The organism is Halomicrococcus pelagicus (assembly GCF_050954125.1).
Genome location: NZ_JBPBWC010000003.1, coordinates 276,664 through 299,469, shown reverse-complemented (window position 1 = coordinate 299,469; position 22,806 = coordinate 276,664). Strand labels below are relative to the sequence as shown.

Here is a 22,806-nt window from a genome sequence, read left to right as displayed (position 1 = left end):
CGGCCCTGGTCCCGCCTTCGGTTATAAACGTCCGTCCGAGGGTTTATCAACCGGAACGGGACCAGACCGGGCCATGCGTGCACTCGAACGCTTCCGCGCGGACGACCGCGGTATCGAAGGACTGCCGATTCGGCTCGTCATCGCGCTCGTCGTCGGCGTCGCCAGCCTCTCGGTGATGATGAACATGCTCTCGGGCCTGAACGGGATGTCCGTGAGCGAACTCGACGCGAAACCGTCGCCGGAGGTCGTCGGGCCCGATAGCGACCAAATCGACATCACCGTCGTCGACGCCGACGGCGAACCGGTCGCGGACGCGACCGTCGTCGTGCGCAGCGGGTCCGCGACGCTCGACGAGGTGCGGACTGCGACGACCGACGACGACGGAACGGTAACGGTCTCGGTCGACCCGGAGCTGGGGCCGAACCAGCGGGAAGGAACGCTGAATATCGGCGTCAAACCGCCGGCGGGGAGCGAGTACACCGACAAGCGCGAGAACACGAAGATACTGGTGGTCGAGGACTAGCGGCCGTCCCAGTCGATCCACTCGTGCTCCCAGCCGCGCCGGGTCTGAGCGTGCCGTTCGGCGTATTCGCGGTCCTCGCGCGCGGTCCGGTTGCGCTCGATAGCTCCGGACTGTTCGCCCTCGACGAGCAGCGGTGCGAACGCGACGGAACCGAACCGCTCGACCACCCGGGCGTCGGGGGCGACGCCAGCGTCAGAGGAACTCTCGACGTCGTTCGGCGTCTCGCGTTCGACGGCCGCCAGTCGCTGTTCGCGGCCGCCGAGCGGCATGACCAGCCGACCGTCGGAGGTGAGTTGCTTGACCAGCGTACGCGGCGGTTCGACGGCGGCAGCCTCGACGAGTATGCGGTCGAACGGCGCGTACTCCGGGAGGCCGTCAGCGCCGTCGCGGCAGTCGACGAACACGCCGCCGTAGCCCGCAGACTCGAGGTTCCGCCGGGCGTCGTAGACGACCGTGCGCGTGATGTCGACCGCGTGGACGTTGCGCTCGCCGACCATCGCGGCGAGCACGGCCGGGGTGTAGCCGACGCCGGCCCCGACGACGAGTACGGAGTCGTCGTCCTCCACGTCGAGCGCTTCGAGCAGTTTCGCGACCGTGCTCGGCGACAGGACGCGAGTGCCGCGGTGGTCGAACGACTGGTCGAGGTACGCGCCGCGGTCGGCGTCGGCCGGGACGAACTCGTGGCGCGGAACGGTCCTGAGCGCCTGGCTGACGTCGTCGCTCCGCACGAGCGCCTTGGTCTCGTGCTCCAGGCTGGCGACCATGTCGTCGCGCAACACCGCGGGGTCCATACGACCGATTCGCGCCGGAAGTTCTTCAATCGCGCGGCACGCGTCCGGCGATTACCTGCATATTCGTGCCGGGTACGTCCCGAACCGCCACGTTCCGGAAACCGGCGTCGTCCAGCCAGTCGGTGAACGTCTCGGCGGTGTAGGCGTCGCCGCGTTCGGTCTGTGCGAGCATGTGTGCGCCCAGCAACGCCGCGCCCTCGGATCGGCCGCGGACGCGGTCGACGAGCACGATCGCGCCGCCCGGTTCGAGCGCGTCGTAGGCGTTCGCGACGAGTCGGCGATTCTCGTCGGGACCGAGCGCGTGCGCGACCCGCGAGCAGAACGCGACGTCGAACCCGTCGGGGAGGTCGTCGGTGGCGTCGCCGGCGACGAGTTCGACCGGTTCGTCGGCGAGCAAGCGCTCGACGCGGTCGACGACCGCGGGACGGTCGAACAGCGTCACCTCGAAGTCGCGGCGGGCGAACTCCGTGGCGAACGAACCCGGACCGCCGCCGATGTCGAGAACGCGCTCGGCGTCCGGGCGGGCGTGAACTGCTGCGGTGACGCAGGCACGGACCGTCGCCTCGTCGACGGTCGCCATCGCGCCCACGAAGTTCGTCTCCCAGTCCTCGGATTTCGCCGGTGGGTCGCCGGTCCGCATCGTCTCGGGGAGTTCGAGCCAGCGGTCGACGCAGTCGAGACGGTGTGGTACCGACCCGATGGAGCGCACGTCGGTCTTGGCGAAGAAGCCGAGTGCCCGGTTCGTCGCCTCGTACTCGTTACCGACGCGTTCGAGGAATCCCATCTCCTCGAGCGCTTGCAGGGTGATGCGGGCGGCCCGCTCGGTGACGTCAGCCTCGTCGGCGACCGCCGCCGGCGTGCCGGCGTGCAGGGTGACGGCGTCGAGGACGCCCGTCTCGCGTGCGGCCCACAACAGCAGGAGTCCGCGGTAGTCCATACTCCTCGCTGGCAGGCCAGCGACTAAAACGCTGGCCGTCGGCGGTCGTCCGCCGCGCGAGTTACGTTTCCGCTGCCTTCGGGATTGGACGTTACCGGAATCGGTCTGTATATCGTCACTTCGTGGCGGAAAGTTTGATACGTCGCTCGTCGTAGTTAACGACGCATGAAATGGCGTGCGCTCGTCCTCGTCGCCCTCGTCGTCCTCGCCGGTTGTTCCCAAGTGCAGATAGACGCCGAGACGACCCCGTCGACCACCCCCGACACGACCACCCACGACGCGACCACGACGGCCGCGGACGAAGAGTCGCGACAGTCGAGCGCGGCGAGAACGGTGGCCGACCGGGAGAATCCCTGGGGCGAGTCGACGCTGACGGTCGCCGTCGAGAACACCGGCGCTCCGTCACGGGATTTCACGCAGGAGCTGCAGCGAGCGCTAGGTTACTGGGAGAACCACAGCGAGCAGTACGCCGGCTACCCCATCGACTACGAACTCGCGCCGAACGCGGAGAATCCGGACCTCGTCGTCCGGTTCGTCGAGCAGGTCGAGAGCTGTCCGCGCATCGAGAACGCCGCCGGCTGTGCGCCGTACGTCACCGAACCCGGCCACGTCGACCGACCGATGCACGTCGAGGTCGACGCGTCGTTCTCGAGTAACTCCACCGTCCTCGTGCTGAAACACGAACTCGGCCACACGCTGGGGCTGAACCACAGCGCGGCCCCGCAGTCCATTATGAACCACTCTGCGGCCCTGGCGACGCGGCAGCGAGTGGACGCCGACGAGCGCGCGCTGCCGTGGGCCGACGCCGGATTCACCGTGTATCTCGCGCCGACGCCGGACCGCGACCGGAGCGTGGTTCGCCGGCAGGTCACCAACGCGCTGGAGTACTACGGCCGCGGCGCCGACGGCACCGTTCCGTCGAATCTGACGTTCGAGTTCACTCGCGGCCGCTCGACCGCCGACGTCGTCGTTCGGTTCCCCGACGACCTCCCCTGTCAGTCTACGGCGAGCTGCGGCCGGGTTAGCGGCGTCGACCCCGACCGCGACGGGAAGATGGAGGAATACGAGCGCCTCGTAATCTCCATCGGCGACGTCGACACCGAGGCCGTCGGCTGGCACGTCGGCTACTGGTTCGGCTACGGGATGGGTCTCGACGACTCCGAACTCCCGCCGCCGCTCCGGGACGACGACCAGCGAAAAAGCGACTGGTGGACTTAGATCGAGTCGAGGGCCCGGTTCGCGTTCAGCCGACCCGCGCCGAGTTCGGGGTCGCTCTTGCCCGACGTCCCCTCGGCACCCTGCTCGATGGCCTGCTCGACCTCGTTCGGATTGGCGTCCGACGCGAGTTCGCGCACGAGCGCGGCCGTGCCGGTCACCTGCGGCGCGGCCATCGACGTGCCGGCGAAGTAGGCGTAGTACTTTCCGTCGTACAGCTCCGGCGGCACCGACGAGAGGACGAGGTTCGTCGGGTACGGCCACTCGGGGATTTCGCAGTCGACCCACTCCTCCTCGCCGTCGCCGTCTTCGTCGATGGGGGCTTCCCCGTCGCCGTCACCGTCCCAGTCCGCACACAGCGTCTTCTTCAGCGTCTCGTACCCGCCGCCGGGCGCGCCCACGCTCACCTCGTTCGTGCCGTAGTTCGAGTAGAAGACGAGTGCGTCGTTCGGCCCGGTGGCGCTGACGCTCATCGCGCCGGCGACGCTGTTCGGGAGCGTGAAGTAGCCGCCCTGCTGGAGGTTGGCGCTGCTGTTGCCCGCGCTGACGACGGTCAGCGTGCCGCGTCGACTGGCGCTCTGGATGACGCGCTGGTAGCCGACCTTGAGGCCGCCGGCGTTGTCCTGCGGCGGGATGGGCGGCGTGCCGATGCTCATGTTCGCCGCGTCCGCCCCGATTTCGGCCGCGTGGTCGATGGCGGTGAAGAGGTCGGCGCGGGTGGTCGTCAGTTCCTTCTCGCCGTCGTCGTCGATGTCATCGTAGTAGAACACCCGCAGCGAGACGATTTCGGCGTCCGGCGCGGTGCCGACGACGCCCGTCGTGCCGTCGTCGCTCGCGGCCGCGATACCGGCGACGTGCGTACCGTGGCCGTACACGTCCGTTGCGTCGTCGCTTATCTCGCCGTACTTGAACAGTTTTCCCTCGTCCTCGTTGACGTTGGCCGCGAGGTCCGGATGGTCGACGTCGACGCCGGTGTCGATGATGGCGATACGGGTTCCATCCCCGGTCGCCGTCTCGTGGGCCTCCGGTACGTCGGTCACCTGCTTGTCCCACTGGAAGGGGTACAGGTCCTCGTCGGTCGTCGTTTCCTTCTTCTCCTCCAGTTTCGGCGCGTCGAGCGTCATCTTCCTGTCGACGACCACCTCGGAGACGCCGGAGACGCTCTCCAGCGCCGACCGGTCGTCGGCGGTGACGACGAGTACGTTACCGCCGAGTTCTCGCTCGACCGAGAAGCCGGCGTCGCGGATTCGCTTCGCCGCTCCCTCGCCACTCCCGACGACGATGTACCGAGTGCCGTCTCCGGCAGACACCTGCCCTGCCGCGGTGAGTGCCACGCCCGTCGCTGCGATGCCTTTCAGGAATGTACGTCTGCTCTGGTTCATTTTTGCTACCGCCACTCTATTCTTTCCCTGAACTATAATAAACGATTCCCCGAGTGGTCTGATTTTACTTCCAATAAAAGTATAAATATAATCTATCTTATTATAATTTTCTGTTCACTTCGGTTCGGGAGGAGAAGACGGGACCAGTAGCGATCCTGTAAATATCTTTCAGCTCTGCAGTTCGCTTTCTTTCGCGTCGGACCGTCTGCCCGTCCATTCGCTCGCGGTTCGACGCGTCGTTACGCCTCCTCGAACCCGTCCTCCCACCGGAACGTGCCGTTCCGCTGGACGACTTCGCCGTCGACTTCGAGCCGGGAGTTCTCGCTCACGTCGGTTATCATGTCGACGTGCACCGCGCTGTCGTTGCCCGCCTCGCCGTCCGGCAGGCAGGCGTCGTAGGCGCGGCCGACGGCGAGGTGGACGGTGTCGCCCATCTTCTCGTCGAAGAGGATGTTGTCCGTGTACCTGTTGATGCCGCGGTTCATCCCGATGCCGAGTTCGCCGAGGCGGCGCGCGCCCTCGTCCGTCTCGAGCACGTCGGCGAGCGCGTCCTCGCCCGTCTCGGCGCTGAACTCGGTTACCTCGCCGTCCTCGAACGCGAGCCTGACGTTCCGCACCCGGCGGTCCTGGATGGTCATCGGCACGTCGAAGACGACCTCGCCCGCGGGGTCGGACGGCGCGGTGAACACCTCGCCGCTGGGCAGGTTGTGGGAGTCGTACGCGACCGAGGCGGCGGAGTTCACCGCGGTCCGGTCTTCGATCGACATCGTGAGGTCGGTGCCGTCCGAGACGAGTCGAACCTCGTTACCGTCGTCGAGTATCTCCTTCATCTCCGCCATCTCCTCGGCCAGGCTCTCCCAGTCGCGGAGGACGGCGTCGTAGACGAAGTCCTGGTACTCCTCGTAGGCCATTCCCGCCTGCTGGGCGTGCGCCCGCGTCGGATGGAGCGTGCTTACCCAGTCGGTCGAGAGGCGGGCTTCGCTGATCTCCTGGCGCGCCTTCGAGTACGCCTGCCGCCGTTCGCCGGGCACGTCCGCCTTCGCCGTCGCGTTCCGGCTACCGCCGAGCGCGAGGGTTACGTCCGCTTTCTCGTACAGCGCCAGTTCGAACTCGGGATCGGCGGCGAAGTCGCCGTCGTGCGCCCGGAGGTAGGCGCGCGCCATCTCGTCGGAACCGTAGGTCGCCAGCAGGTTCGCGCCGCGTTCGCCCAGTTTCTCCGCGACGGCGACCGCGAGGTCGTGTGCCCCTTCAGCGACCGAGAGCACCACGTCGTCGCCCGCCTCGACGCGCGCGCTCCAGTCGACCAGTACCGCCGCGTGCTCGTGGATTCGTTCGTCCATACCCCCACCTCGTGTGGCCGCGAAAAAACGTCGACGGTCGACGAATCGACCTGCGCCGGTTCGGCGGGACGTGCGAGCGACGCGTGACGCGACTCGCCGGGACGGCACTCCGCGTCCGGCGGTCTCAGAACCGCGGCGACTGGCGTTTCACGACCTCGACGACGTCGTCGAACTCCCCGGTGAGCAACACCAGCACGTCGTCGAGCGTGACGATGCCCGTCAGGTCGCCGTCGTCGACGACCGGCATCCGGCGGACGCCCGCGTCTTCCATCCGCCGGACCAGTTCGGTGACGCTCGCGTCGGACGGAACCGTCACCGGGTCCTCGGTCATCACCTCGTCCGCGGTGCGGTCCGTGGCGTCCGGGTCGTCCGCGAGCGAGAGAGCTATCTCTCGGTCCGTTACGATGCCGACGAGGTCGCTCTCCTCCAGGACGAGCACGCTCCCGACGTTCGCCTCCTCCATCCGGGCCGCGATGGCCGTGACCGCCGTGTTCCGGTCTGCCGTTACGACCTCCGTGACCGCGATGTCACTGACTGGCATGGAATCCCTCGCTCTAGCCCACGACGGTGAAGTCCCTAAGTGCGACGGCCCTCGCCGACGCCAGTTCCGCGAGTCCCTGCGGCAGGGCCGTCGCCCGTCGGACCGGCGCATCGACCGAACCGAGCGGGCGTTTCTCAGCGCTCGTCGGCGTAACAGTCGAAGTCGACGGTGTGGGCGTAGGAGGGCGACTCGACCTGGAGGGTGGCGTGGTCGATGCCGAACCGGTCGGCGAGGTCCGACTGGCAGCGCCGGAGCACCGCGTCTGAGTCGACGCCCTCCGCGACGACGACGTGCGCCGAGAGGGTGTACTGGGTCGACCCGAGCGCCCAGACGTGGACGTCGTGCGCGTCCGTAACCCCCTCGATACCCTCGATGTAGCGCCGCACCTCGTCGACGGGGACGTCTCCGGGCGCTCCCTGGAGGAGGATGTTCAGGCTGTCGGAGAGGAGGTCGCGGACCGAGTAGAGGACGAGCACGGCCACCAGCAGGGCGGCGACGGGGTCGAGCACGTACAGGTCGGTGTAGACGAGCGCGACGCCGACCACGACGGCGGCGACGCTGCCCGCGGCGTCCGCGAGCAGGTGGAGGAAGGCTCCTTCGACGTTCAGAACGTCGCGCCGGTCCGCGAGCACCCACGCCGCCGCCAGATTGGCGACGAGACCGACGAGGCCGACGACCGCGACGACCGGGGCGTCCACGGGCCGGGGGTCCTGAAACCGACGAACGGCGTCGAAGAGGACGTATCCCACGGCGGCGACGAGCAGGACGCCGTTGGCGAACGCGCCGAGCACCTCCGCGCGCTGGTAGCCGTAGGTCCGCCGTGCATCGGCGGGCCGTCCCGCGACCCACGCGGCGACCAGCGCGAGCGCGAGGCTGGCGCTGTCGGCGAGCATGTGCACCGCGTCCGCGAACAGGGCCAGCGAGTCGGCGTACAGCGCGCCGACGAGTTCGACGACGAAGAAGACGGTGTTGATGCCCAGGGCCAGCGCGAGTTCGCGGAATCCCGAGTCGTGGGCGTGACCCGCGCCCTCTTCCGCGTCGCGTTCGTCGGCGCGGTGGCCGTGGGCAGCGTCACGGGTCTCCTCGTCGTCGCGGTCACCTGCCATCGTCGGGAGTACGGGCCGGAGGCTTTCAGTAGTTGGTGGCACGGCCCCCAGAACCGGAACGGACGCCCGAGAACGCGACCGCAGTACGACTACCGGGCGAGCTATCGACCCGGCGCTCGGTGCGTGCGACTAGCCGGCGTCGGTGTACACCGTGGTCTCGACGAGCCGTTTTACTCCGCGACGGAACCGCTCCGAGGCCGCGGTCTCGGAGATGTCGAAGTGGTCGCTGAGGTCGGCGAGCGAACTCTCCCGCGGAATCTCCAGATACCCGCAGTCGACGGCCGTGACGAGCGTCTCCCGTTGGGCGTCCGTCAACCCGAACCGGGGCGTGTCGACGTTCCCTCGCTCCTCGTAGAATCGATACACGTCGCATCCCAGGTCGTTACTTCGACAGAAATCGTGGAACCGACCGAATGCGGTCTTGTCGGGGAACCCCACGCGAAACTCCCAGCCCTCGTGGGTCGCGGTGACGTGCTGGAGGATGCTCGCCTGCTCGACGAGGAGCGGATACACGCTCTTTCGTCGCCCTTCCTCGCCCAGTTCGGTCCTGTATAGCCGCTGCGAACCGACCTCGACGACAGGCGAAACGGTGGAGACGGTGGGGTCGTCTTCGGCGCCCTCCTCGAACGCCTCGAAGTCGCCACCCTCCGTCCAGAGGAGAATCCGGTGTCTCCCTCCCTCGGACTTGTCCGACCGCTTCCACGTGACTTCCATCTCGGGGGCCCGTTCGAGTGCTTCGCGGAGAATCGGGTAGTCGAGTCCGAATTCGACGAGTATCATCGTGGTTACCTACAGTACGGTCGCGGAGGCCAAAATTATTTGTGGAGTGGTAACATTTGTCGTTGCGACGTTAAAAAGACCGTGAATATTTACGCCGACTCGTTATCCTCTCCAGGACCCACTCCCGGAATAGTGAGAACGAGTGACCAGTGATTCGAAGACCATCGACGGGTTGTTCGGCCTCTTCAGCGACGAGCGACGGCGGCACCTCTGCCTTCACGTCGTGAAGACGGAGAAGACGGCGTTCTCGTTGGAGGAACTCGTCGACCAAGTTACGAAGCGAGAATCGAAAGCGGGGGAGGGGTCCGGGGAGCGTCGCACCCGTATCAGGGCCGAACTCCACCACGCCCACCTGCCGAAGATGGAGGACGTCGGTCTCGTCGAGTACGACGGGGCGGGGACGGTTCGGTGCGCCGACTGCGCGATAGCGAGCCTCTGCGAGGCGTTCGACCCCGACGAGGCGATACCTGAGCTCCGGGCGGCGAGTTCGAACTGATTCCGAGAACGAGCGACCGCAGACGGCCCCTTCCTCACTCGTCGTCGGGACTCACGCCGGCGAGTCGCATCGCGTTGCCGGTGACGGTGAGGCTCATGCCCATGTCGCCGACGACGATGGCGGCCGCGACGCTGACGAGGCCGAGCGGCGCGCCGGCGGCGAGGACTGCCTTCACCGCGAGGCTGGACCAGACGTTCTGGCGGATGACGCGGTTGGCCTTCCGGGCGAGGTCCCGGAGGTACGGCAGTTTCCGGAGGTCGTCGCCGAGCAGCGCCACGTCGGCCGTCTCGATGGCGGTGTCGGTGCCGGCAGCGCCCATCGCGACGCCGACCGTCGCGGCGGCCATCGCGGGCGCGTCGTTGACGCCGTCACCGACCATCGCCACGCCGTCGTCTGCGAGTTCCTCGACCGCTTCGACCTTCTCCTCGGGCAGGAGTTCGGCGCGGTACTCGTCGACGCCCACCCGCTCAGCGATGGCGCGAGCGGTACCCTCGTTGTCGCCCGTGAGCATGACGACGCGCTCGATGCCGAGGTCGTGGAGGCGCGCGACCGCCTCGCTCGCGCCGGGGCGCACTTCGTCGGCGACGGCGATGACGCCCTCCAGTTCCTCCTCGGTGCCGACCAGCACGATGGTCTTGCCCTCCCGCTGGAGCCGCGGGACGGCGTCGCCGAGCAGGTCCAGACAGTCGTCGCGGTCCTCGCAGATGCCGCCAGCCTCGTCCGCCGCGACGATCGGTCCGTCGTCGGCCGGGTCGTCGGAGACGACCGCCCCGCCGTCCGTGGTGAGGTGGGTGTGTCCGAGGTCGAAACCGAGGTCGGCGAACAGGCCGGGCTTGCCGACGTAGTGGGTGACGCCGTCGACGTCGGCTTTGACGCCCTTGCCGGGTAGGTTCTCGAAGTTCTCGACCGGGCGCTCGTCGCGGCCGACCGTCTCGGTAGCGTAGTCGACGACGGCCTCGGCGATGGGGTGTTCGCTGCGCCGTTCGAGGCCGTGCGCGCAGCGGAGCACGTCCGCCTCGTCGTTGCCGTTCAGCGGAACCACGTCGGTCACCGCGAGTTCGCCCTTCGTCAGCGTCCCGGTCTTGTCCACCGCAACGTTGTCGAGTTCGCCCATCGCCTCGAGGTGGTTACCGCCCTTCACGAGCACGCCGTTGCGCGCCGCGCTGGTGATGCCCGAGACGACGCTGACCGGAGTGCTGATGACGAACGCGCAGGGACAGGCGACGACTAGCAGCGTCAGTCCCCGGACGAACCACGTCTCGAACGGCGCGCTCCAGAGGAGGGGCGGCACCGCGACCGTCAGGACGGCCATCGCGACCACGGCGGGGGTGTAGTAGCTGGCGAACCGGTCCACGAACTGCTCGTGCTGGGTGCGAGACTGCTCGGCGTCGCCGACCAGTTCGACGATGCGCGAGATGGTCGTCTCGTCGGCCTCCGCGGTCGCCTCGACCTCGAGGTACCCCTCCTCGTTGACGGTGCCGGCGAACACCTCGTCGCCCTCGTTCTTCTCGACCGGGACGCTCTCGCCCGTTATCGGCGACTGGTCGACCGCGCTCGCTCCCTCCCGCACGACGCCGTCGACCGGCACCTTCTCGCCGGGCCGGACGACCACCGTCTCGCCGGGCCGGACCGCCTCGACGGGAACCGTCTCCTCCTCGCCGTCGCGGACCACGGTGGCCGTGTCCGGCGAGAGTTCCATCAGTTCGCGCAGCGAGTCGCGGGCGCGGTCCATCGAGTACCGCTCTAGGAGTTCCGCGACGCTGAAAAGCACCGCGAGCGTCGCCGCCTCGAGGTAGAGGCCGACCGCAAGCGCGCCGACGATGCCGGCGCTCATCAGCAGGTCGATGTCGAGGCTCGCGTTCTTCACGGAGTAGTAGCCGTTCCGAAGCACGGCCTGGCCGCCGGAGGCAGTCGCCAGCAGGAACGCGGCGTCGGCGACGGTGAGCGTGACGCTGCCGACAGTGAAGAGTTCCGGGTTCGCGAGGGAGGAAAAGTGCAGGACGAGCGCCGCGACGAGCAGCGCCGCGCCGGCCCACGTCTTCAGCGCCCGGGGACTCGTCCACACCGAGTCCGGCGACCCGACGCCGGCCGTGCTCGCGTCGTCGCCGGCCGGGTCGGCCACCTCGTAGCCCGCACCCTCGACGGCCGTCACGAGGTCCGAGCGGGAGGCCTCCGCGGACTCGACGACCACCGTCCCGGTCGCCGGTCGCGTCTCGTACCCGGCGACGCCGTCCACGCCGTCGAGCGCGTTCTCGACCTTGCCCGCGCAGGAGGGGCAGTCCATGCCCGGCACCGAGAGCGTCTCTTCACCGCCGTTTTCGACCGCGTAACCGGCGCTCTCGACCGCTTCTCGGATTGCGGCGGAGTCGGTCCGGTCGGGGTCGTAGCCGACGACGAGTCGGCCCGCCGTAACCTGCGCGTCGGCGTCCGCGACGCCCTCGACGGACTCGACGCTCCCGGTCACCTTCCCGGCGCAGGACGGACAGTCCATGTCCGGAACCGAGAGACGAACCGTCTCCGTTCCGTCTGTGTCGCTCATATTCGAACGTAATCGCCGAGGAGTTATTAATGTCGCTACCACGAATCCGGCCTCGAATGTGAGTTTCTAATAATTAGGAGACCCCTATTTAACAACCCGGACGTAACGGACGATGGAACGAGTTCGAACGAGACGAGCAGCGACAGTTCAGCTCTGTTCACATCGTTAACTTCGTGTTAGGAGAGGAAACGGTCGTCAACCATCGTTCTCACTTATTGATGGTCCGGTCGAAACGATGGACGAGACATGAGCACCGCAACTGGCCGTCTGAAGACCGTGAAAGTCAGCGCAGCCCTTCTAGTGGTCGCACTTGAACTGCTGGTAGGCGTCGCGCTCCTCGCGTTCGCGCTCGGCATCTAAACACGGCTGAGGGGAGTAAGCCCCCTTCTGTTCGGCCCGGCATTCGGCTGAGCGTCCGCACCGTCTCCGGGCGTCCGGAGACTCGCCGGAGAGTTCCGACGGCGTCGCCGAACGCCACGGAGGCCCGCCGTCTGGCGGGCGTCCGGGCTACCATAGTGGCGCGGACTTGCACCGGCGAGGATTCGCCGTTCCATCCCTTCTCCGCGGTCGCCGCGTCGAAGACGCGGAAGAGCCCTCGGTGGGTCGACTCCCTTCCCTCGCGGGTCGGTTCGCGCACCTCATCGGTCGCGCGGAGGGGTCTCGTTTCTGTTCCAGAGCCAGTGGTCTCCCACTCCGGGCTTGCGCCCGGTCGCCTGCCCAGACGGTGGGGGGACTTTCCTCACGTGGGTGCCGGCGAGGCCGACACCGTACGACGCGGCGAGGCCGCGTCCACCGCGGGAACCGGGCTCCCTCTGCCATTCTAGCTACGTCGCGTGGCGGTTTAAGAGGTTCGATTGTCCGGAAAAACGACCGCCACGGCCCTCACGCGACCGGCCGTAGGGAGGCGTCCGACGGCGAGAGCGCGGAGAGAAAGGGTCAGTTCGCGGGGCGAGAGACGCCGGCGGTCGTGGGGGTACGCCGTCGCTTCGCTACGCTCGTGACGAGCGTCCGCTCGGCGGCTACGGCGAAAGCCGCTGTCGGTCCCGCGGATACAGCACGGCCTCGCGGATGTTGTCGAGGCCAAGCATCGTCATGACGAGGCGCTCGCCGCCGAGTCCCCAGCCGGCGTGGGGCGGCATCCCGTACTTGAACATCTTCGTGTAGTAGTCGAACTGCTCGGGGTCGAGCCCTTGCTGTTCGAACCCGTCTACGAGGTGGTCGTAGCGGTGTTCACGCTGGCCGCCCGAGACGAGTTCCATCCGGGGGTGCATCAGGTCGAAGCCGGTCGAGAGCTGCTCGTCGTTGTCGTGGTCCTTGATATAGAACGGCTTGATCTCGCTCGGCCAGTCGGTGATGAAGTAGTGACTGCCGACGTCCTCGCCGAGCGCCTTCTCGCCCTCGGTGGGCAGGTCGTCGCCCCAGACGAGCTGTTCGTCGAGTTCGCCCGTGGCATTGATGCGCTCGATGGCCTCCTCGTAGGAGAGCCGGGGGAAGTCGCCGTCAGGTACCCCGAAGTCGTCGTAGCCCAGCAGTTCGAGCTCCCGCTGGCAGTTCTCGGCGACGCCCTCGTAGGCCGCCTTCACGACCGCCTCGCAGGCGTCCATCGCGTCCTCGTGGTCGTAGAACGCCGACTCGAAGTCGATGGAGGTCGCCTCGTTCAGGTGCCGGGGCGTGTTGTGCTCCTCGGCGCGGAAGATGGGGCCGACCTCGAAGACGCGCTCCAGACCGGAGCCGACCATCAGCTGTTTGAACAGCTGCGGGCTCTGGTTCATGAACGCCTCGCGGCCGAAGTACGTGATGGGGAACAGCTCCGTACCGCCTTCCGTGCCGGTCGCGACGATCTTCGGCGTGTTGATTTCGGTACAGCCGAGGTCGCGGAACTGGTCGCGCACTGAGCGCAGCAGTTCGGCGCGAATCTCGAAGATGGCCTTGACCTCCTCCTTGCGGAGGTCGAGCGTGCGGTTGTCGAGCCGCGTCGAGAGGTCGGCGTCGACCTTGCCGCTGGGGTCCAGCGGCAGTTCGGGTTCGGCGTCGGCGACGACCTCGAGTTCGCTCGGAACGACCTCGACGCCGGTCGGCGCGCGCTCTTCCTCCTCCACGTCGCCGGTCACCGTGACGACGCTCTCGCGGTTGACGTCCAGTCCGGTCTCGACCAGTTCGTCGTCCATCTCGTCCTTCTCGAACTTGACCTGAATCTTGCCGGTCGCGTCCCGGACGATGAGGAAGGCGATGCCGCCGAGGTCGCGAATCTCGTGCACCCAGCCGGCGATGGTCGCCGTCTCGCCGGGCTCGGCGTCGGCAGTGTAGGTTCGGTTCTGCATACGGCGTCGTTCTTCCGGCGCGGTCTTAAACGCCCTCATTTCCGTCCCCGGACGGAGGCTCCCGACGCCGACCGTCACGGTCGCGGGCGCGCTCGCGAGCGACAAATACCAAGCGGCCGCGGACGCCGCTCCCCGTCGCTCCGGTCGACGCGGCGAAGAGCGGCCGATCCGGGCGAAGACGGCGGTCGGAAAAGGCCCTGGGGGTCGGTCACTGGGACGTCTAGGCGGACTCGGCCGGGGCGTGGATGGCGTCGCGCGCGCCCTCGACCGTCTCGCGGACGGCGTCGACGCCTTCGTCGTGGACGAGGTCGCCGACGACGACGGTGTCGGCGTACTGCGCCATCGTGTGCGCCGACTCGTAATCCCGGATGCCGCCCCCGTAGAACAGCGTCGCCTCGTCGAGCGAGTCCTGGGCGGCCGCGACGACCTCGGGGTCGCCGAACGTGCCCGAGTACTCGACGTACACGATCTCCTGGCCGAGCATGTGTTCGGCGATTTCGGCGTACGCGGCGACGTCCTCGGGCGTCTGGTCGCAGTTGGCTCCAGTGAGGTCGGCGACGCTCGCGTCGGGGTTCATGACGACGTACGCCTCCGTGGTCGTCTTCTCCCAGTCGACGTCGTCGATGCGGGCCCACTCCTTGTGAGCGCCCGTAATCCAGGACACCTCACCGGCGTTGAGGACGATGGGAACGAGGTAGCCGTCGAGAGCGTCGTCGTCCACGACGACCGCCGGATTGCTCGGCTCCTGGTACACCGGCACGTCGTACTTTGCGCAGGCGTCGATGACCCGCTGCATCTTGTCGGCGGTCATGTCGAGCGTGCCGCCGATCTCCAGCGCGTCGGTGCCGGTTTCACAGACGTCCTCGAACGTCTCCCCCTCGACGAGCGTCTTGTCCGGGTCCAGTTTGACGATGTGGTTCCAGTCGTTCCAGGGCGCGGTCATAGCTCTCCGTACATAATTGCGGGCTATAACAGCTTCGAAACCACCTTTCGCTACGACCGCGAACGGGGAGTCAGTCCGCCTTCGCCTGCCAACCCCGAAGTCTGTCCTCGCTGACGCCGCTCACTTCCGACGCGACGGTCTCGACTTCGGCGTCTTTGAGGTCGTCGACGCTCTCGATGCCGGCCTGGGAGAGCTTCTCGGCGGTCTTCGCACCGATGCCGTCGATGGCTTCGAGGTCGGTGCCCGACTCGTTCTGGCGCTCCTGGTACTCCTGGTAGTTGCAGATGGGACAGCCGAGTTCCCAGGGCTCGTCGCCGCTGTGGACGACCAGTTCCGGCAGGTCGTGGTCCTCACAGCGCTCGTCGGTCACCTCGATGTCGCCCCGGCGCGGCAGCGGTAGCGAGTAGTCGCAGTCCGGGTACCGGGTGCAACCGACGAGCCGCGAACCGTTCTGGAGATGCTTGATGGCGAGTTCGCCGCCCTCGCCTCCTTGCTCCTCCGACCCAGCGTCCTCCCCGCACTCGGGACAGACGCCGATGACTTCGTCTTCCTCCTCCTCGGCCTCCTCGGCCTTGCAGAGCGGACAGCCGTGAACGAACGTCTGACGACCGGCGAGCATCTTCACCTCTCGTAGCTCGTGGTCGTCGCAGGTCTCCTCCAGGATGAGCGGTTTGCCCTTGTTCGGGAGCGGGAGCGTGTACGTGCAGTCGGGGTAGCCGTCGCAGCCGACGAAGTACGAACCGTTGCGGCTCTGGCGGACGAGCAGGTCGTCGCCGCTCTCCGGACACGGTCCCAGAATCTTGTCCTCCTTCAGCGACTGCTGGAGCTGGTCGCCGATGTCCTCGCGGGACTCCTCCAGTTCGTCGAACACCTGTTCGAGCATCTCCCGGGACTCGTCGGCCACGTCGTCGAGGTCGGCCTCCCCCTCCGCGATGGCGGTCATGTCCTGTTCGAGTTCGCGGGTCATCGTCTCGCTAACGACGAGGTCGGCGTAGTCCTCGGCCGCCGACACGACGGCCTCCGCGAGCCGCGTCGGGCGGGGCGGGTCGCCCTCCAGGTAGCCGCGGTCGTACAGCTTCTGGATGGTGTTGTGTCTCGTACTCTTCGTCCCGATGCCCATCGTCTCCATCTTCTCGATGAGCCGCGACTGGCCGTACCGGCGCGGCGGCTGGGTCTGTTTCTCCTCGAACCGGGCGTCGGTGACGGACAGTCGCTCGCCCTCCTCGACGTCCGGCACGTAGTTCTCGCTGGTGTTGAAGTAGGGGTAGACCGCGTGGTAGCCCTCCTCCAGCAGGCGCTTGCCGTTGGACTTCAGCGAGAGGCCGGACGCGTCGGCGACGACCTTCAGGTGCTCCCACTTCGCGGCGTCGGCGACGGTGGCGAAGAACCGCCGGACGACGAGTTCGTATATCTCCCACTCGTCGTCGCCGAGTTCGCCCTTCGTCGGCACGTCCTCGGTCGGGTGGATGGGCGGGTGGTCGGTCGTCTCCTCGTTGCCCTCGGTCGGCTCGATTTCGTCGGCGTCGAGCAACGAGTCGGCGTCGTCGCCGAAGTGGTAGTCGCTCGAAAACGTCTCCAGGAGTTCCTCCGGGTCCAGGTCGTCGGGGTAGACGGTGTTGTCGGTCCGGGGGTAGGTGACGTACCCGGCGGTGTAGAGGTCCTCGGCGACGCTCATCGCGCGCTGGGCGGAGTAGCCGAGGCTGCCGGCGGCGCGGATGAACTGCGTGGTGTTGAACGGCGCGGGCGGGTCGTCGGTCCGGGTGCGTCGTGAGACGCGCTCGACGGTCGCCTCGGCGGCCGACTGCAGCGTCTCGAACGCCGATTTCGCGTCGTCCTCGTTCCAGACGCGCTCGGCCTCGTTGCCGTCCTCGTCGCGGTAGAAGTACTGCGCCTCGAACTCCGTGTCGGCTTTCAGCAGGTCGGCGAACAGCTCCCAGTAGTCGTCCGGCTCGAACGCCTGTATCTCGCGCTCGCGGTCGACCATGAGCTTCAGCGTCGGGCTCTGGACCCGGCCGACGCTGATGAAGTCGTCGCCGAGCTGTCGCGCCGAGAGGGAGAGAAATCGGGTGAGCGCCGCGCCCCAGACGAGGTCGATGACCTGCCGGGCCTCCCCGGCGGCGGCGAGGTCGAAGTCGATGTCGTCCGGGTTCTCGAACGCCGACGTGACCTCGTTGTCGGTGATGGAGGAGAACCGGACGCGACGGACGGGCACGTCCTCGTTGACCTCGCGGACGAGTTCGTACGCCTCCTTGCCGATGAGTTCGCCCTCCCGGTCGTAGTCCGTCGCGATGGTGACGGTGTCTGCGTCGCGGGCCAGCAGCCGCAGGGTCCGGACGATGTTCTCCTTCGTCGGCTTCTTCTCGACGTCGGCGTCGATGAGTTCGACGGGTTCGACGTTGCGCCAGTCGCTGTACTCCTCGGGGAAGTCCACGCCGACGACGTGGCCGGAGAGCCCGATACAGCGCTTGCCGCCCCACTTGTAGACGTTGACCCCGTTGCGTCGCTCGGTCTCGGCGGTGTCGCCGCTCAGGATGTCGGCGATTCGCCGAGCGGCGTTGTTCTTCTCGGTGACGATGAGTTCCACTACGGCTCACCCCCGTCTCGTGTCCCAGCAGTCATCGGCCTCCGGTAAGGTCACTGCGCTGGTAAACGTTTCGCCGGGACCCGCGGACGGCGAGCGACGACGGCTCGGCGGCGAGAGCGGCCGTCCGGCGCGACGAGCGACGAAGCGCCCGCGAGGGGACGAGAGCGACCGTGGTTCGACGCCCCACGAGTCAGACAGCTGTCTATTCTCCGTCGCGGCGACGGCTTCTATCGCGTGTTCCTCCGGAGGTCGTGATGGTCGACGAACTCTCCACCGAGGAAGTCAGAGGACGGCTCGACGACCTCCAGGTCGTGGACATCCGCGACCCCGACGCCTACGCAGACGGCCACCTCCCCGGCGCGGAGAACGTCCCGCTGGACGAGATAGAGGGGGCCGTCGAAACGCGGGACTGGGACGACGAGGTCGTCGTCGCCTGTTACATCGGCGAGAGCTCCGTGCAGGCCGCCCGCCTCATCGACCACTACAGCGACGCCGACGTGGCGAGCATGGCCGGCGGATACGAGGCCTGGGACGGGCCGCTGGAGTAGGACGCCGGACGGTTCGACGCCGACGGGCCCCCGATCGACCACGGCGGCGTCGTCATCGCGTCGAGCAGCAGTCGCAGGGACTTTAGCCGACGGGGCCGTGGCTGCGACCATGACAGATGGCACGGCGACCGGGGCAAGCGGGGACGCTCGCCAGTCGCGAAGCGTCGCCAGTATGGTCTTCGCCGTCCTGCGGAGCGGCGCGCTGGGGCTGTCGGGGCTGCTGGCTATCGCCGTCTGGACGACGATACTGCTCGGCGTCTTCGGCGACGTCGGCCCGAACCTGCGCCTCGGACTGTCGGCGGTGGCGCTCGGGCTCGGAACCGGGTCGGTCGCGCTCCTGTTCCTGCTCGGTCGGGGGATGGGGCTGTCGTACCTCGACTTCCGGGTGCCGGACTGGCGCGGTCTCGGATACGCGGTCGGGGGCGTCGTCGCGCTGTTCGTCCTCCAGGTCGCCGTCGCCGTCGTCCTCACCCAGGTCGGCGTCCAGACCGCCGACCACAGCATCGAACAGACCGCCCAGCAGGGCAACCCCCAGATGCTCCTCGTCCTCATCCCGGCGTCGTGGCTGCTGATCGGCCCGGGTGAGGAGCTGCTGTACCGCAACATCATCCAGAAGTCGCTCTACGACACGTTCTCCAAGCGCGGTGCGCTGGTCGTCGCCAGCGCCATCTTCGCGCTGGCGCACATCCCCGCGTACGCCATCGGGTCGACGCTCGCCGCGACGGCGGGGACGCTGGTCATCATCTTCCTGCTCTCGCTCGTCCTCGGCTTCCTCTACCTGCGCACCGGGAACCTGACGGTGTCCGCGCTCGTCCACGGCACCTTCGACGCTATCATCTTCGCCGCGATGTACGTCAGTATGGTCTGATTTCCGCCGCTCTCAGGCGTTCGAGGGGTTCTTCCGCGAGAGTTCGCTGCCACAGATGGGACAGCGAGGCTTGTTCTCGTCGAACTCCCGCCCGCAGCCCTGGCACTGGAACAGCCACTCGCGTTGCTCCTCGATGCCGTCCTGGGCGATCACCTCCACGGCGATGTCCATGCGCTCGGCGACGTTCTGCATCGCGTAGTCGTCGGTGACCAGCGTCCCGTCGAGTTCGAACGTCGCGGCGATGAGGCGAACGTCGGTGTCCGAGAGTTCGTCGAAGTCGCCGGTCTCCCGGGCCGCCCGCCCGACCTTCTCGACCGCGGCCTCCTGGGGGATGTGGATGTGCATCCCCGACCCTTCCATGGCGTCGAACCGGAAGGCGTGTTCGCCCTCCAGTTCCTCCTGGACCATCGGAATCGAGGCCGTCTGTTCGGTGGTGTGGTACTCGTTGATAAAAGCTGAGGCGTCTAGAACGTACATTTACCGCTGGACGACGATGTAATCTTTGACCGCCTGGACGCGTTCGACTGGGAGTTCGAAGTTCCCCTCCTCGTCGACGGCAAGGTCGGTGCTTTCCGCGTCGATGCGTTCGTCGGGTTCGATGACGAGGTCCGCGAGTTTCCCCGTCTTCAGGTTCACCGTGATGTTGTAAAGCATTCCCAGTTCCGTACCGTCAGACCCCATGACGGCCTTCCCCGAGAGGTTCTCCGCGAGTATGTCCGGCATACGTGCCGTTACCGATTGCTCATATATAAACTCCACGGGGTTTCCGCATCTCGCCGGGACGCCCACGTCCGCCGCCGAACCGCGTCGAACATCTCGTCGCGCACGAACGTTCCCGCCGTCCACGCCGGAGCGCGCTGGTTCGTGACGATGGAGTTAAATGCCGTGCGCGGTTGTTCTCCGATAAGAACTTCTCCCGGGTGGTAGCTATGTCTGACACCGACCCCTCACGGAACGACACGCGCTCCCTCAGGACGCCGATAGTCGCGGTCCTCGGGCACGTCGACCACGGCAAGACGAGTCTGCTCGACAAGATCCGTGGCTCGACGGTCATCGAGGGCGAGGCGGGAGCGATTACGCAGCACATCGGCGCGACCGCGGTACCGCTGGACGTGGTGTCGAAGGTCGCCGGACAGCTCGTCGACCCGGAGGACTTCGACCTGCCGGGCCTGCTGTTCATCGACACGCCGGGCCATCACTCGTTCACGACGCTCCGGTCGCGCGGTGGGGCGCTGGCAGACATCGCCATCCTCGTCGTCGACGTGAACGACGGGTTCCAGCCCCAGACCGAGGAGGCGATAAACATCCTCGCCCAGTCGCAGACGCCGTTCGTCGTCGCGGCGAACAAGATAGACACGGTGCCGGGCTGGAAGCCGAACGAGAACGCACCCATCCAGCAGACCTACGACGACCAGAGCGACCGCGCCCGGTCGACGCTGGACGAGCGCCTGTACGAACTCATCGGCGAACTCAGCGACGCCGGCTTCTCCGCCGACCTCTACTGGCGGGTCCAGGACTTCCAGAACAACGTCGGCGTCGTCCCGGTCAGCGCCGAGACGGGCGAGGGCGTCCCGGACGTGCTCACCGTGCTGATGGGGCTCGCTCAGCGCTACATGCGCGAGGACATGGAGATAGACGTCGCCGGCCCCGGGGCCGGCACCGTCCTCGAGGTCAAAGAGGAGAAAGGCTTCGGGACGACCATCGACGTCGTGCTGTACGACGGCACCGTCGAGGCCGACGAGACCATCGTCGTCGGCGGGGCGAACGAGCCCATCGTCACCGACGTGCGGGCGCTGTTGAAACCGCGGCCGCTCGCCGAAATCCGGACCGAGGACCGCTTCGAACAGGTCGACTCCATCGCGGCCGCGTCCGGCGTGAAGATAGCCGCCCCCGACCTCGACGCGGCGATGGCGGGCGCGCCCGTACGGGTGGTCCGCGACCGCGAGATAGACGCCGTCATCGAGGAGGTCAGCGCCGAACTCGCCGAAGTCGAGGTCGAGACCCAGGACGAAGGTATCGTCGTGAAAGCCGACACGCTCGGGAGCCTCGAGGCCATCGTGAGCGCGCTGGAGGAGGCCGAGATTCCGGTCATGCGCGCCGAGGTCGGCGACGTCGCGCCCCGGGACGTGAGCGTCGCCACGACCGCCGACGAGGACAAACACCGGACGATACTGGCGTTCAACGTCGGGATACTCCCCGACGCCGAGGACGCGGCCGACCAGCAGGGCGTCCGCCTCTTCCAGCGCGACGTGATATACCGGCTCGTCGAGGAGTTCGAGGAGTACGTCGACGAACTGGAGCGCGCACAGCAGCAGACGGTCCTCGACAACATCACGCGACCCGCCCGGTTCCGCATCCTCGAAGACCACGTGTTCCGCCAGAACGACCCCGCGGTCGTCGGCGTCGAGGTGCTGTCGGGGACCGTCCGGAACAACGCGAACGTCGCCAAGTTCGAGGGGAACCAGCCGACGCGCGTCGGCTCCATCAAGGGCATCCAGGAGCAGGGCGAGGACGTCGACGAGGCCCGGAGCGGCAACCGCGTCAGCGTCGCCATCGACGGCCCGACCGTCGGCCGCCAGATAGAGGAGGGCGACGAGCTCTGGATCGAGATTCCCGAGAAGCACGCCAAGATACTGGAGCAGGAACTTGACGACGACATCCCCGTCGACGAACTCGAAGCGCTCCAGATGTATCTGGACAAGCAGCGCAAGCGCGACCCCTTCTGGGGGAAGTGACCCCGGCGGACGGGTCGGTGCCTCCGCTCGAGCCTTAATTTTTTATCTATCGTTCCGTATCGAACTCGGTTTCTGGTCCTCGAATGGAGAAAAATCCGATTGCCGGACGTGTCAGCGTTCCTGACCCGGTTCTAAAAGGTGTGAAGAGTGCGAACGGTGCTCCAGTTTGAAATGGGTGCCGTCGCTTGCCGCCGACCGGAACGATGAACGGACACGACGTAACGAGACGACGTTTCCTGCAGGTGTCGAGTACGGCCGTCGCGGCCGGTGCAGTCCCTGCAGCGAGTGCGAGCGAGTGCGACTGGTCCACCGTGGAGACGCCCACGGCGAGCACTCTCTACGACGTGGAGTACACCGCGGACGGGCGTACGCGGTCGGTGCCGGCGGCGTCGCCCTCCATCGAACCGGCGAGGGCTGGCGGACGGCGTTCGACGGCGGCGTGACGGGCAACGGTAACTCGCTGTACGGCGCGGACGTGACCGACGACGGCGAGCGCCTCTGGGTCGTCGGCGCGAGTGGTGCGGTCGGCGAGTACGACGTCGAAACCGGCGACCTCCGGAGCCACTCCGCGCCCACGGACAGCACGAACAACTTCAACGACGTGGCCGTCACCGGCCCGGCGGGCGAGGCGAACGTCTACGTCGCCGGCGACTCGGGAAAGATCTACTACAGTTTCGAGAACGGCGAGGACCAGACGTGGGAGTACGTCACCCCCGGTAGCGGCTCCGCCGTCTCCGCCGTCGACTTCCACGATGTGCGCGCGGGGCACGCCGTCGACACGAACGGTCGAGTGTTCCAGACCACGGACGGGGTGACCTGGAACGGCGTCGGCATCGGCGACGCCAACGTCACGTTCTACGGCGTGGACAGCGACGCTCTCGACGACGTCCGGGTGTCCGGCGGCGGCGGGAAGGTGTTCCACTACGACGGTGCGCAGTGGAGGTCGACCGACCTCGGTGACGCCGGACTGAGGGACGTCGAGTTGGAGAACGGCGACGGATTCACCGTCGGCGGCGGCGGAAAGCTCTTCGACCAGACGAACGGAACGTGGGCGCAGGACCGGACGCCGACCGGCCAGAACCTCAAGGCGGTCGTGCGGGGTGACACCGACGTCGCGGTCGGTGCCGGCGGAATCGTCCTCGAACGCTGAGTCACCG

The 22,806-nt window shown here is 67.3% G+C and carries 19 protein-coding genes, 1 other RNA gene and 1 pseudogene; 7 read left to right on the top strand and 14 right to left on the bottom strand.

The window, feature by feature from the left end; genetic code table 11:
• The first annotated feature begins 73 nt into the window (after positions 1 to 73).
• Complete coding sequence (locus ACRYA2_RS09210) at positions 74 to 523, top strand: Ig-like domain-containing protein (protein WP_433626810.1); 450 nt, start codon at positions 74 to 76, stop codon at positions 521 to 523.
• Here the strand turns inward: ACRYA2_RS09210 and ACRYA2_RS09205 are convergent.
• Both ACRYA2_RS09205 and ACRYA2_RS09200 read right to left on the bottom strand, forming a co-directional pair.
• A complete protein-coding gene (locus tag ACRYA2_RS09205) occupies positions 520 to 1,314 on the bottom strand; it encodes a protein-L-isoaspartate O-methyltransferase family protein (protein ID WP_433626807.1) in 795 nt (264 codons plus the stop codon). The genes ACRYA2_RS09210 and ACRYA2_RS09205 overlap by 4 nt on opposite strands.
• 25 nt (positions 1,315 to 1,339) lie before the next feature.
• Positions 1,340 to 2,251: a class I SAM-dependent methyltransferase gene (locus tag ACRYA2_RS09200; protein ID WP_433626804.1), complete on the bottom strand. Its 912-nt coding sequence runs from the start codon at positions 2,249 to 2,251 to the stop codon at positions 1,340 to 1,342.
• Positions 2,252 to 2,416: 165 nt separating this feature from the next.
• Between ACRYA2_RS09200 and ACRYA2_RS09195 the strand changes: the two genes are divergently transcribed.
• The gene (locus tag ACRYA2_RS09195; protein ID WP_433626801.1) at positions 2,417 to 3,469 is read left to right on the top strand and encodes a matrixin family metalloprotease; all 1,053 of its coding nucleotides are present in this window, start codon (positions 2,417 to 2,419) and stop codon (positions 3,467 to 3,469) included.
• Here the strand turns inward: ACRYA2_RS09195 and ACRYA2_RS09190 are convergent.
• From ACRYA2_RS09190 to ACRYA2_RS09170, 5 genes are all read right to left on the bottom strand, one after another.
• Entirely contained in the window at positions 3,466 to 4,848 is a 1,383-nt protein-coding gene (locus ACRYA2_RS09190) for a S8 family serine peptidase (RefSeq protein WP_433626798.1), read from the bottom strand. The genes ACRYA2_RS09195 and ACRYA2_RS09190 overlap by 4 nt on opposite strands.
• Positions 4,849 to 5,087: 239 nt before the next feature.
• Positions 5,088 to 6,188: an aminopeptidase gene (locus ACRYA2_RS09185; protein WP_433626795.1), complete on the bottom strand. Its 1,101-nt coding sequence runs from the start codon at positions 6,186 to 6,188 to the stop codon at positions 5,088 to 5,090.
• 124 nt (positions 6,189 to 6,312) lie between these two features.
• Entirely contained in the window at positions 6,313 to 6,729 is a 417-nt protein-coding gene (locus tag ACRYA2_RS09180; protein WP_433626793.1) for a CBS domain-containing protein, read from the bottom strand.
• Between the two features lie 134 nt (positions 6,730 to 6,863).
• Complete coding sequence (locus ACRYA2_RS09175) at positions 6,864 to 7,835, bottom strand: cation diffusion facilitator family transporter (RefSeq protein ID WP_433626790.1); 972 nt, start codon at positions 7,833 to 7,835, stop codon at positions 6,864 to 6,866.
• A 129-nt stretch (positions 7,836 to 7,964) separates the two neighbouring features.
• Complete coding sequence (locus tag ACRYA2_RS09170) at positions 7,965 to 8,615, bottom strand: helix-turn-helix domain-containing protein (protein WP_433626788.1); 651 nt, start codon at positions 8,613 to 8,615, stop codon at positions 7,965 to 7,967.
• A 142-nt stretch (positions 8,616 to 8,757) separates the two neighbouring features.
• On the opposite strand from ACRYA2_RS09170, the gene ACRYA2_RS09165 reads away from it, so the two are divergent.
• Positions 8,758 to 9,111 (top strand): DUF7344 domain-containing protein, encoded by a 354-nt coding sequence (locus ACRYA2_RS09165; protein ID WP_433626785.1) that lies wholly within the window; start codon positions 8,758 to 8,760, stop codon positions 9,109 to 9,111.
• Positions 9,112 to 9,145: 34 nt separating this feature from the next.
• Here the strand turns inward: ACRYA2_RS09165 and ACRYA2_RS09160 are convergent, their stop codons facing one another.
• The 5 genes from ACRYA2_RS09160 to ACRYA2_RS09140 all read right to left on the bottom strand — a co-directional run bounded on the left by ACRYA2_RS09160 (position 9,146) and on the right by ACRYA2_RS09140 (position 17,498).
• Positions 9,146 to 11,650 (bottom strand): heavy metal translocating P-type ATPase, encoded by a 2,505-nt coding sequence (locus tag ACRYA2_RS09160; RefSeq protein ID WP_433626782.1) that lies wholly within the window; start codon positions 11,648 to 11,650, stop codon positions 9,146 to 9,148.
• A gap of 364 nt (positions 11,651 to 12,014) precedes the next feature.
• An RNA gene (gene rnpB, locus ACRYA2_RS09155) (RNase P RNA component) lies at positions 12,015 to 12,467 on the bottom strand.
• Positions 12,468 to 12,669: 202 nt separating this feature from the next.
• Positions 12,670 to 13,971 carry an aspartate--tRNA(Asn) ligase gene (gene aspS, locus ACRYA2_RS09150; RefSeq protein WP_433626779.1) on the bottom strand — a complete coding sequence of 434 codons (1,302 nt, stop codon included), beginning with the start codon at positions 13,969 to 13,971 and terminating at the stop codon, positions 12,670 to 12,672.
• A 220-nt stretch (positions 13,972 to 14,191) separates the two neighbouring features.
• The gene (locus ACRYA2_RS09145; RefSeq protein ID WP_433626776.1) at positions 14,192 to 14,914 is read right to left on the bottom strand and encodes a phosphoglycerol geranylgeranyltransferase; all 723 of its coding nucleotides are present in this window, start codon (positions 14,912 to 14,914) and stop codon (positions 14,192 to 14,194) included.
• Between the two features lie 70 nt (positions 14,915 to 14,984).
• Positions 14,985 to 17,498 (bottom strand): DNA topoisomerase I, encoded by a 2,514-nt coding sequence (locus tag ACRYA2_RS09140; RefSeq protein WP_433626773.1) that lies wholly within the window; start codon positions 17,496 to 17,498, stop codon positions 14,985 to 14,987.
• 254 nt (positions 17,499 to 17,752) lie between these two features.
• Here ACRYA2_RS09140 and ACRYA2_RS09135 point away from each other — a divergent pair, with 254 nt between their 5' ends.
• The gene (locus ACRYA2_RS09135; protein WP_433626770.1) at positions 17,753 to 18,046 is read left to right on the top strand and encodes a rhodanese-like domain-containing protein; all 294 of its coding nucleotides are present in this window, start codon (positions 17,753 to 17,755) and stop codon (positions 18,044 to 18,046) included.
• Between the two features lie 109 nt (positions 18,047 to 18,155).
• Positions 18,156 to 18,914, top strand: a complete 759-nt coding sequence (locus tag ACRYA2_RS09130; protein WP_433626767.1) for a CPBP family intramembrane glutamic endopeptidase — start codon at positions 18,156 to 18,158, stop codon at positions 18,912 to 18,914.
• Positions 18,915 to 18,926: 12 nt separating this feature from the next.
• Here ACRYA2_RS09130 and ACRYA2_RS09125 read toward each other — a convergent pair whose 3' ends face one another.
• Both ACRYA2_RS09125 and ACRYA2_RS09120 read right to left on the bottom strand, forming a co-directional pair.
• Positions 18,927 to 19,391, bottom strand: a complete 465-nt coding sequence (locus ACRYA2_RS09125) for an NOB1 family endonuclease (RefSeq protein WP_113274939.1) — start codon at positions 19,389 to 19,391, stop codon at positions 18,927 to 18,929.
• Entirely contained in the window at positions 19,392 to 19,637 is a 246-nt protein-coding gene (locus tag ACRYA2_RS09120; protein WP_113274938.1) for a PRC-barrel domain-containing protein, read from the bottom strand.
• A gap of 206 nt (positions 19,638 to 19,843) precedes the next feature.
• On the opposite strand from ACRYA2_RS09120, the gene infB reads away from it, so the two are divergent.
• Together infB and ACRYA2_RS09110 are read left to right on the top strand one after the other, a co-directional pair.
• On the top strand, positions 19,844 to 21,649 hold the full coding sequence (infB, locus tag ACRYA2_RS09115) for a translation initiation factor IF-2 (protein ID WP_433626764.1): 1,806 nt from the start codon (positions 19,844 to 19,846) through the stop codon (positions 21,647 to 21,649).
• Between the two features lie 203 nt (positions 21,650 to 21,852).
• Positions 21,853 to 22,799, top strand: a pseudogene (locus ACRYA2_RS09110) (WD40/YVTN/BNR-like repeat-containing protein).
• The last annotated feature ends 7 nt before the right edge of the window (positions 22,800 to 22,806 follow it).

Excerpts from the sequence above, each read along its gene's own strand:
- ACRYA2_RS09210 (WP_433626810.1), top strand. The coding sequence starts at position 74 with ATGCGTGCACTCGAACGCTTCCGCGCGGACGACCGCGGTATCGAAGGA.
- ACRYA2_RS09205 (WP_433626807.1), bottom strand. The coding sequence starts at position 1,314 with ATGGACCCCGCGGTGTTGCGCGACGACATGGTCGCCAGCCTGGAGCAC.
- ACRYA2_RS09200 (WP_433626804.1), bottom strand. The coding sequence starts at position 2,251 with ATGGACTACCGCGGACTCCTGCTGTTGTGGGCCGCACGCGAGACGGGC.
- ACRYA2_RS09195 (WP_433626801.1), top strand. The coding sequence starts at position 2,417 with ATGAAATGGCGTGCGCTCGTCCTCGTCGCCCTCGTCGTCCTCGCCGGT.
- ACRYA2_RS09190 (WP_433626798.1), bottom strand. The coding sequence starts at position 4,848 with ATGAACCAGAGCAGACGTACATTCCTGAAAGGCATCGCAGCGACGGGC.
- ACRYA2_RS09185 (WP_433626795.1), bottom strand. The coding sequence starts at position 6,188 with ATGGACGAACGAATCCACGAGCACGCGGCGGTACTGGTCGACTGGAGC.
- ACRYA2_RS09180 (WP_433626793.1), bottom strand. The coding sequence starts at position 6,729 with ATGCCAGTCAGTGACATCGCGGTCACGGAGGTCGTAACGGCAGACCGG.
- ACRYA2_RS09175 (WP_433626790.1), bottom strand. The coding sequence starts at position 7,835 with ATGGCAGGTGACCGCGACGACGAGGAGACCCGTGACGCTGCCCACGGC.
- ACRYA2_RS09170 (WP_433626788.1), bottom strand. The coding sequence starts at position 8,615 with ATGATACTCGTCGAATTCGGACTCGACTACCCGATTCTCCGCGAAGCA.
- ACRYA2_RS09160 (WP_433626782.1), bottom strand. The coding sequence starts at position 11,650 with ATGAGCGACACAGACGGAACGGAGACGGTTCGTCTCTCGGTTCCGGAC.
- aspS (WP_433626779.1), bottom strand. The coding sequence starts at position 13,971 with ATGCAGAACCGAACCTACACTGCCGACGCCGAGCCCGGCGAGACGGCG.
- ACRYA2_RS09145 (WP_433626776.1), bottom strand. The coding sequence starts at position 14,914 with ATGACCGCGCCCTGGAACGACTGGAACCACATCGTCAAACTGGACCCG.
- ACRYA2_RS09135 (WP_433626770.1), top strand. The coding sequence starts at position 17,753 with ATGGTCGACGAACTCTCCACCGAGGAAGTCAGAGGACGGCTCGACGAC.
- ACRYA2_RS09130 (WP_433626767.1), top strand. The coding sequence starts at position 18,156 with ATGACAGATGGCACGGCGACCGGGGCAAGCGGGGACGCTCGCCAGTCG.
- ACRYA2_RS09125 (WP_113274939.1), bottom strand. The coding sequence starts at position 19,391 with ATGTACGTTCTAGACGCCTCAGCTTTTATCAACGAGTACCACACCACC.
- ACRYA2_RS09120 (WP_113274938.1), bottom strand. The coding sequence starts at position 19,637 with ATGCCGGACATACTCGCGGAGAACCTCTCGGGGAAGGCCGTCATGGGG.
- infB (WP_433626764.1), top strand. The coding sequence starts at position 19,844 with ATGTCTGACACCGACCCCTCACGGAACGACACGCGCTCCCTCAGGACG.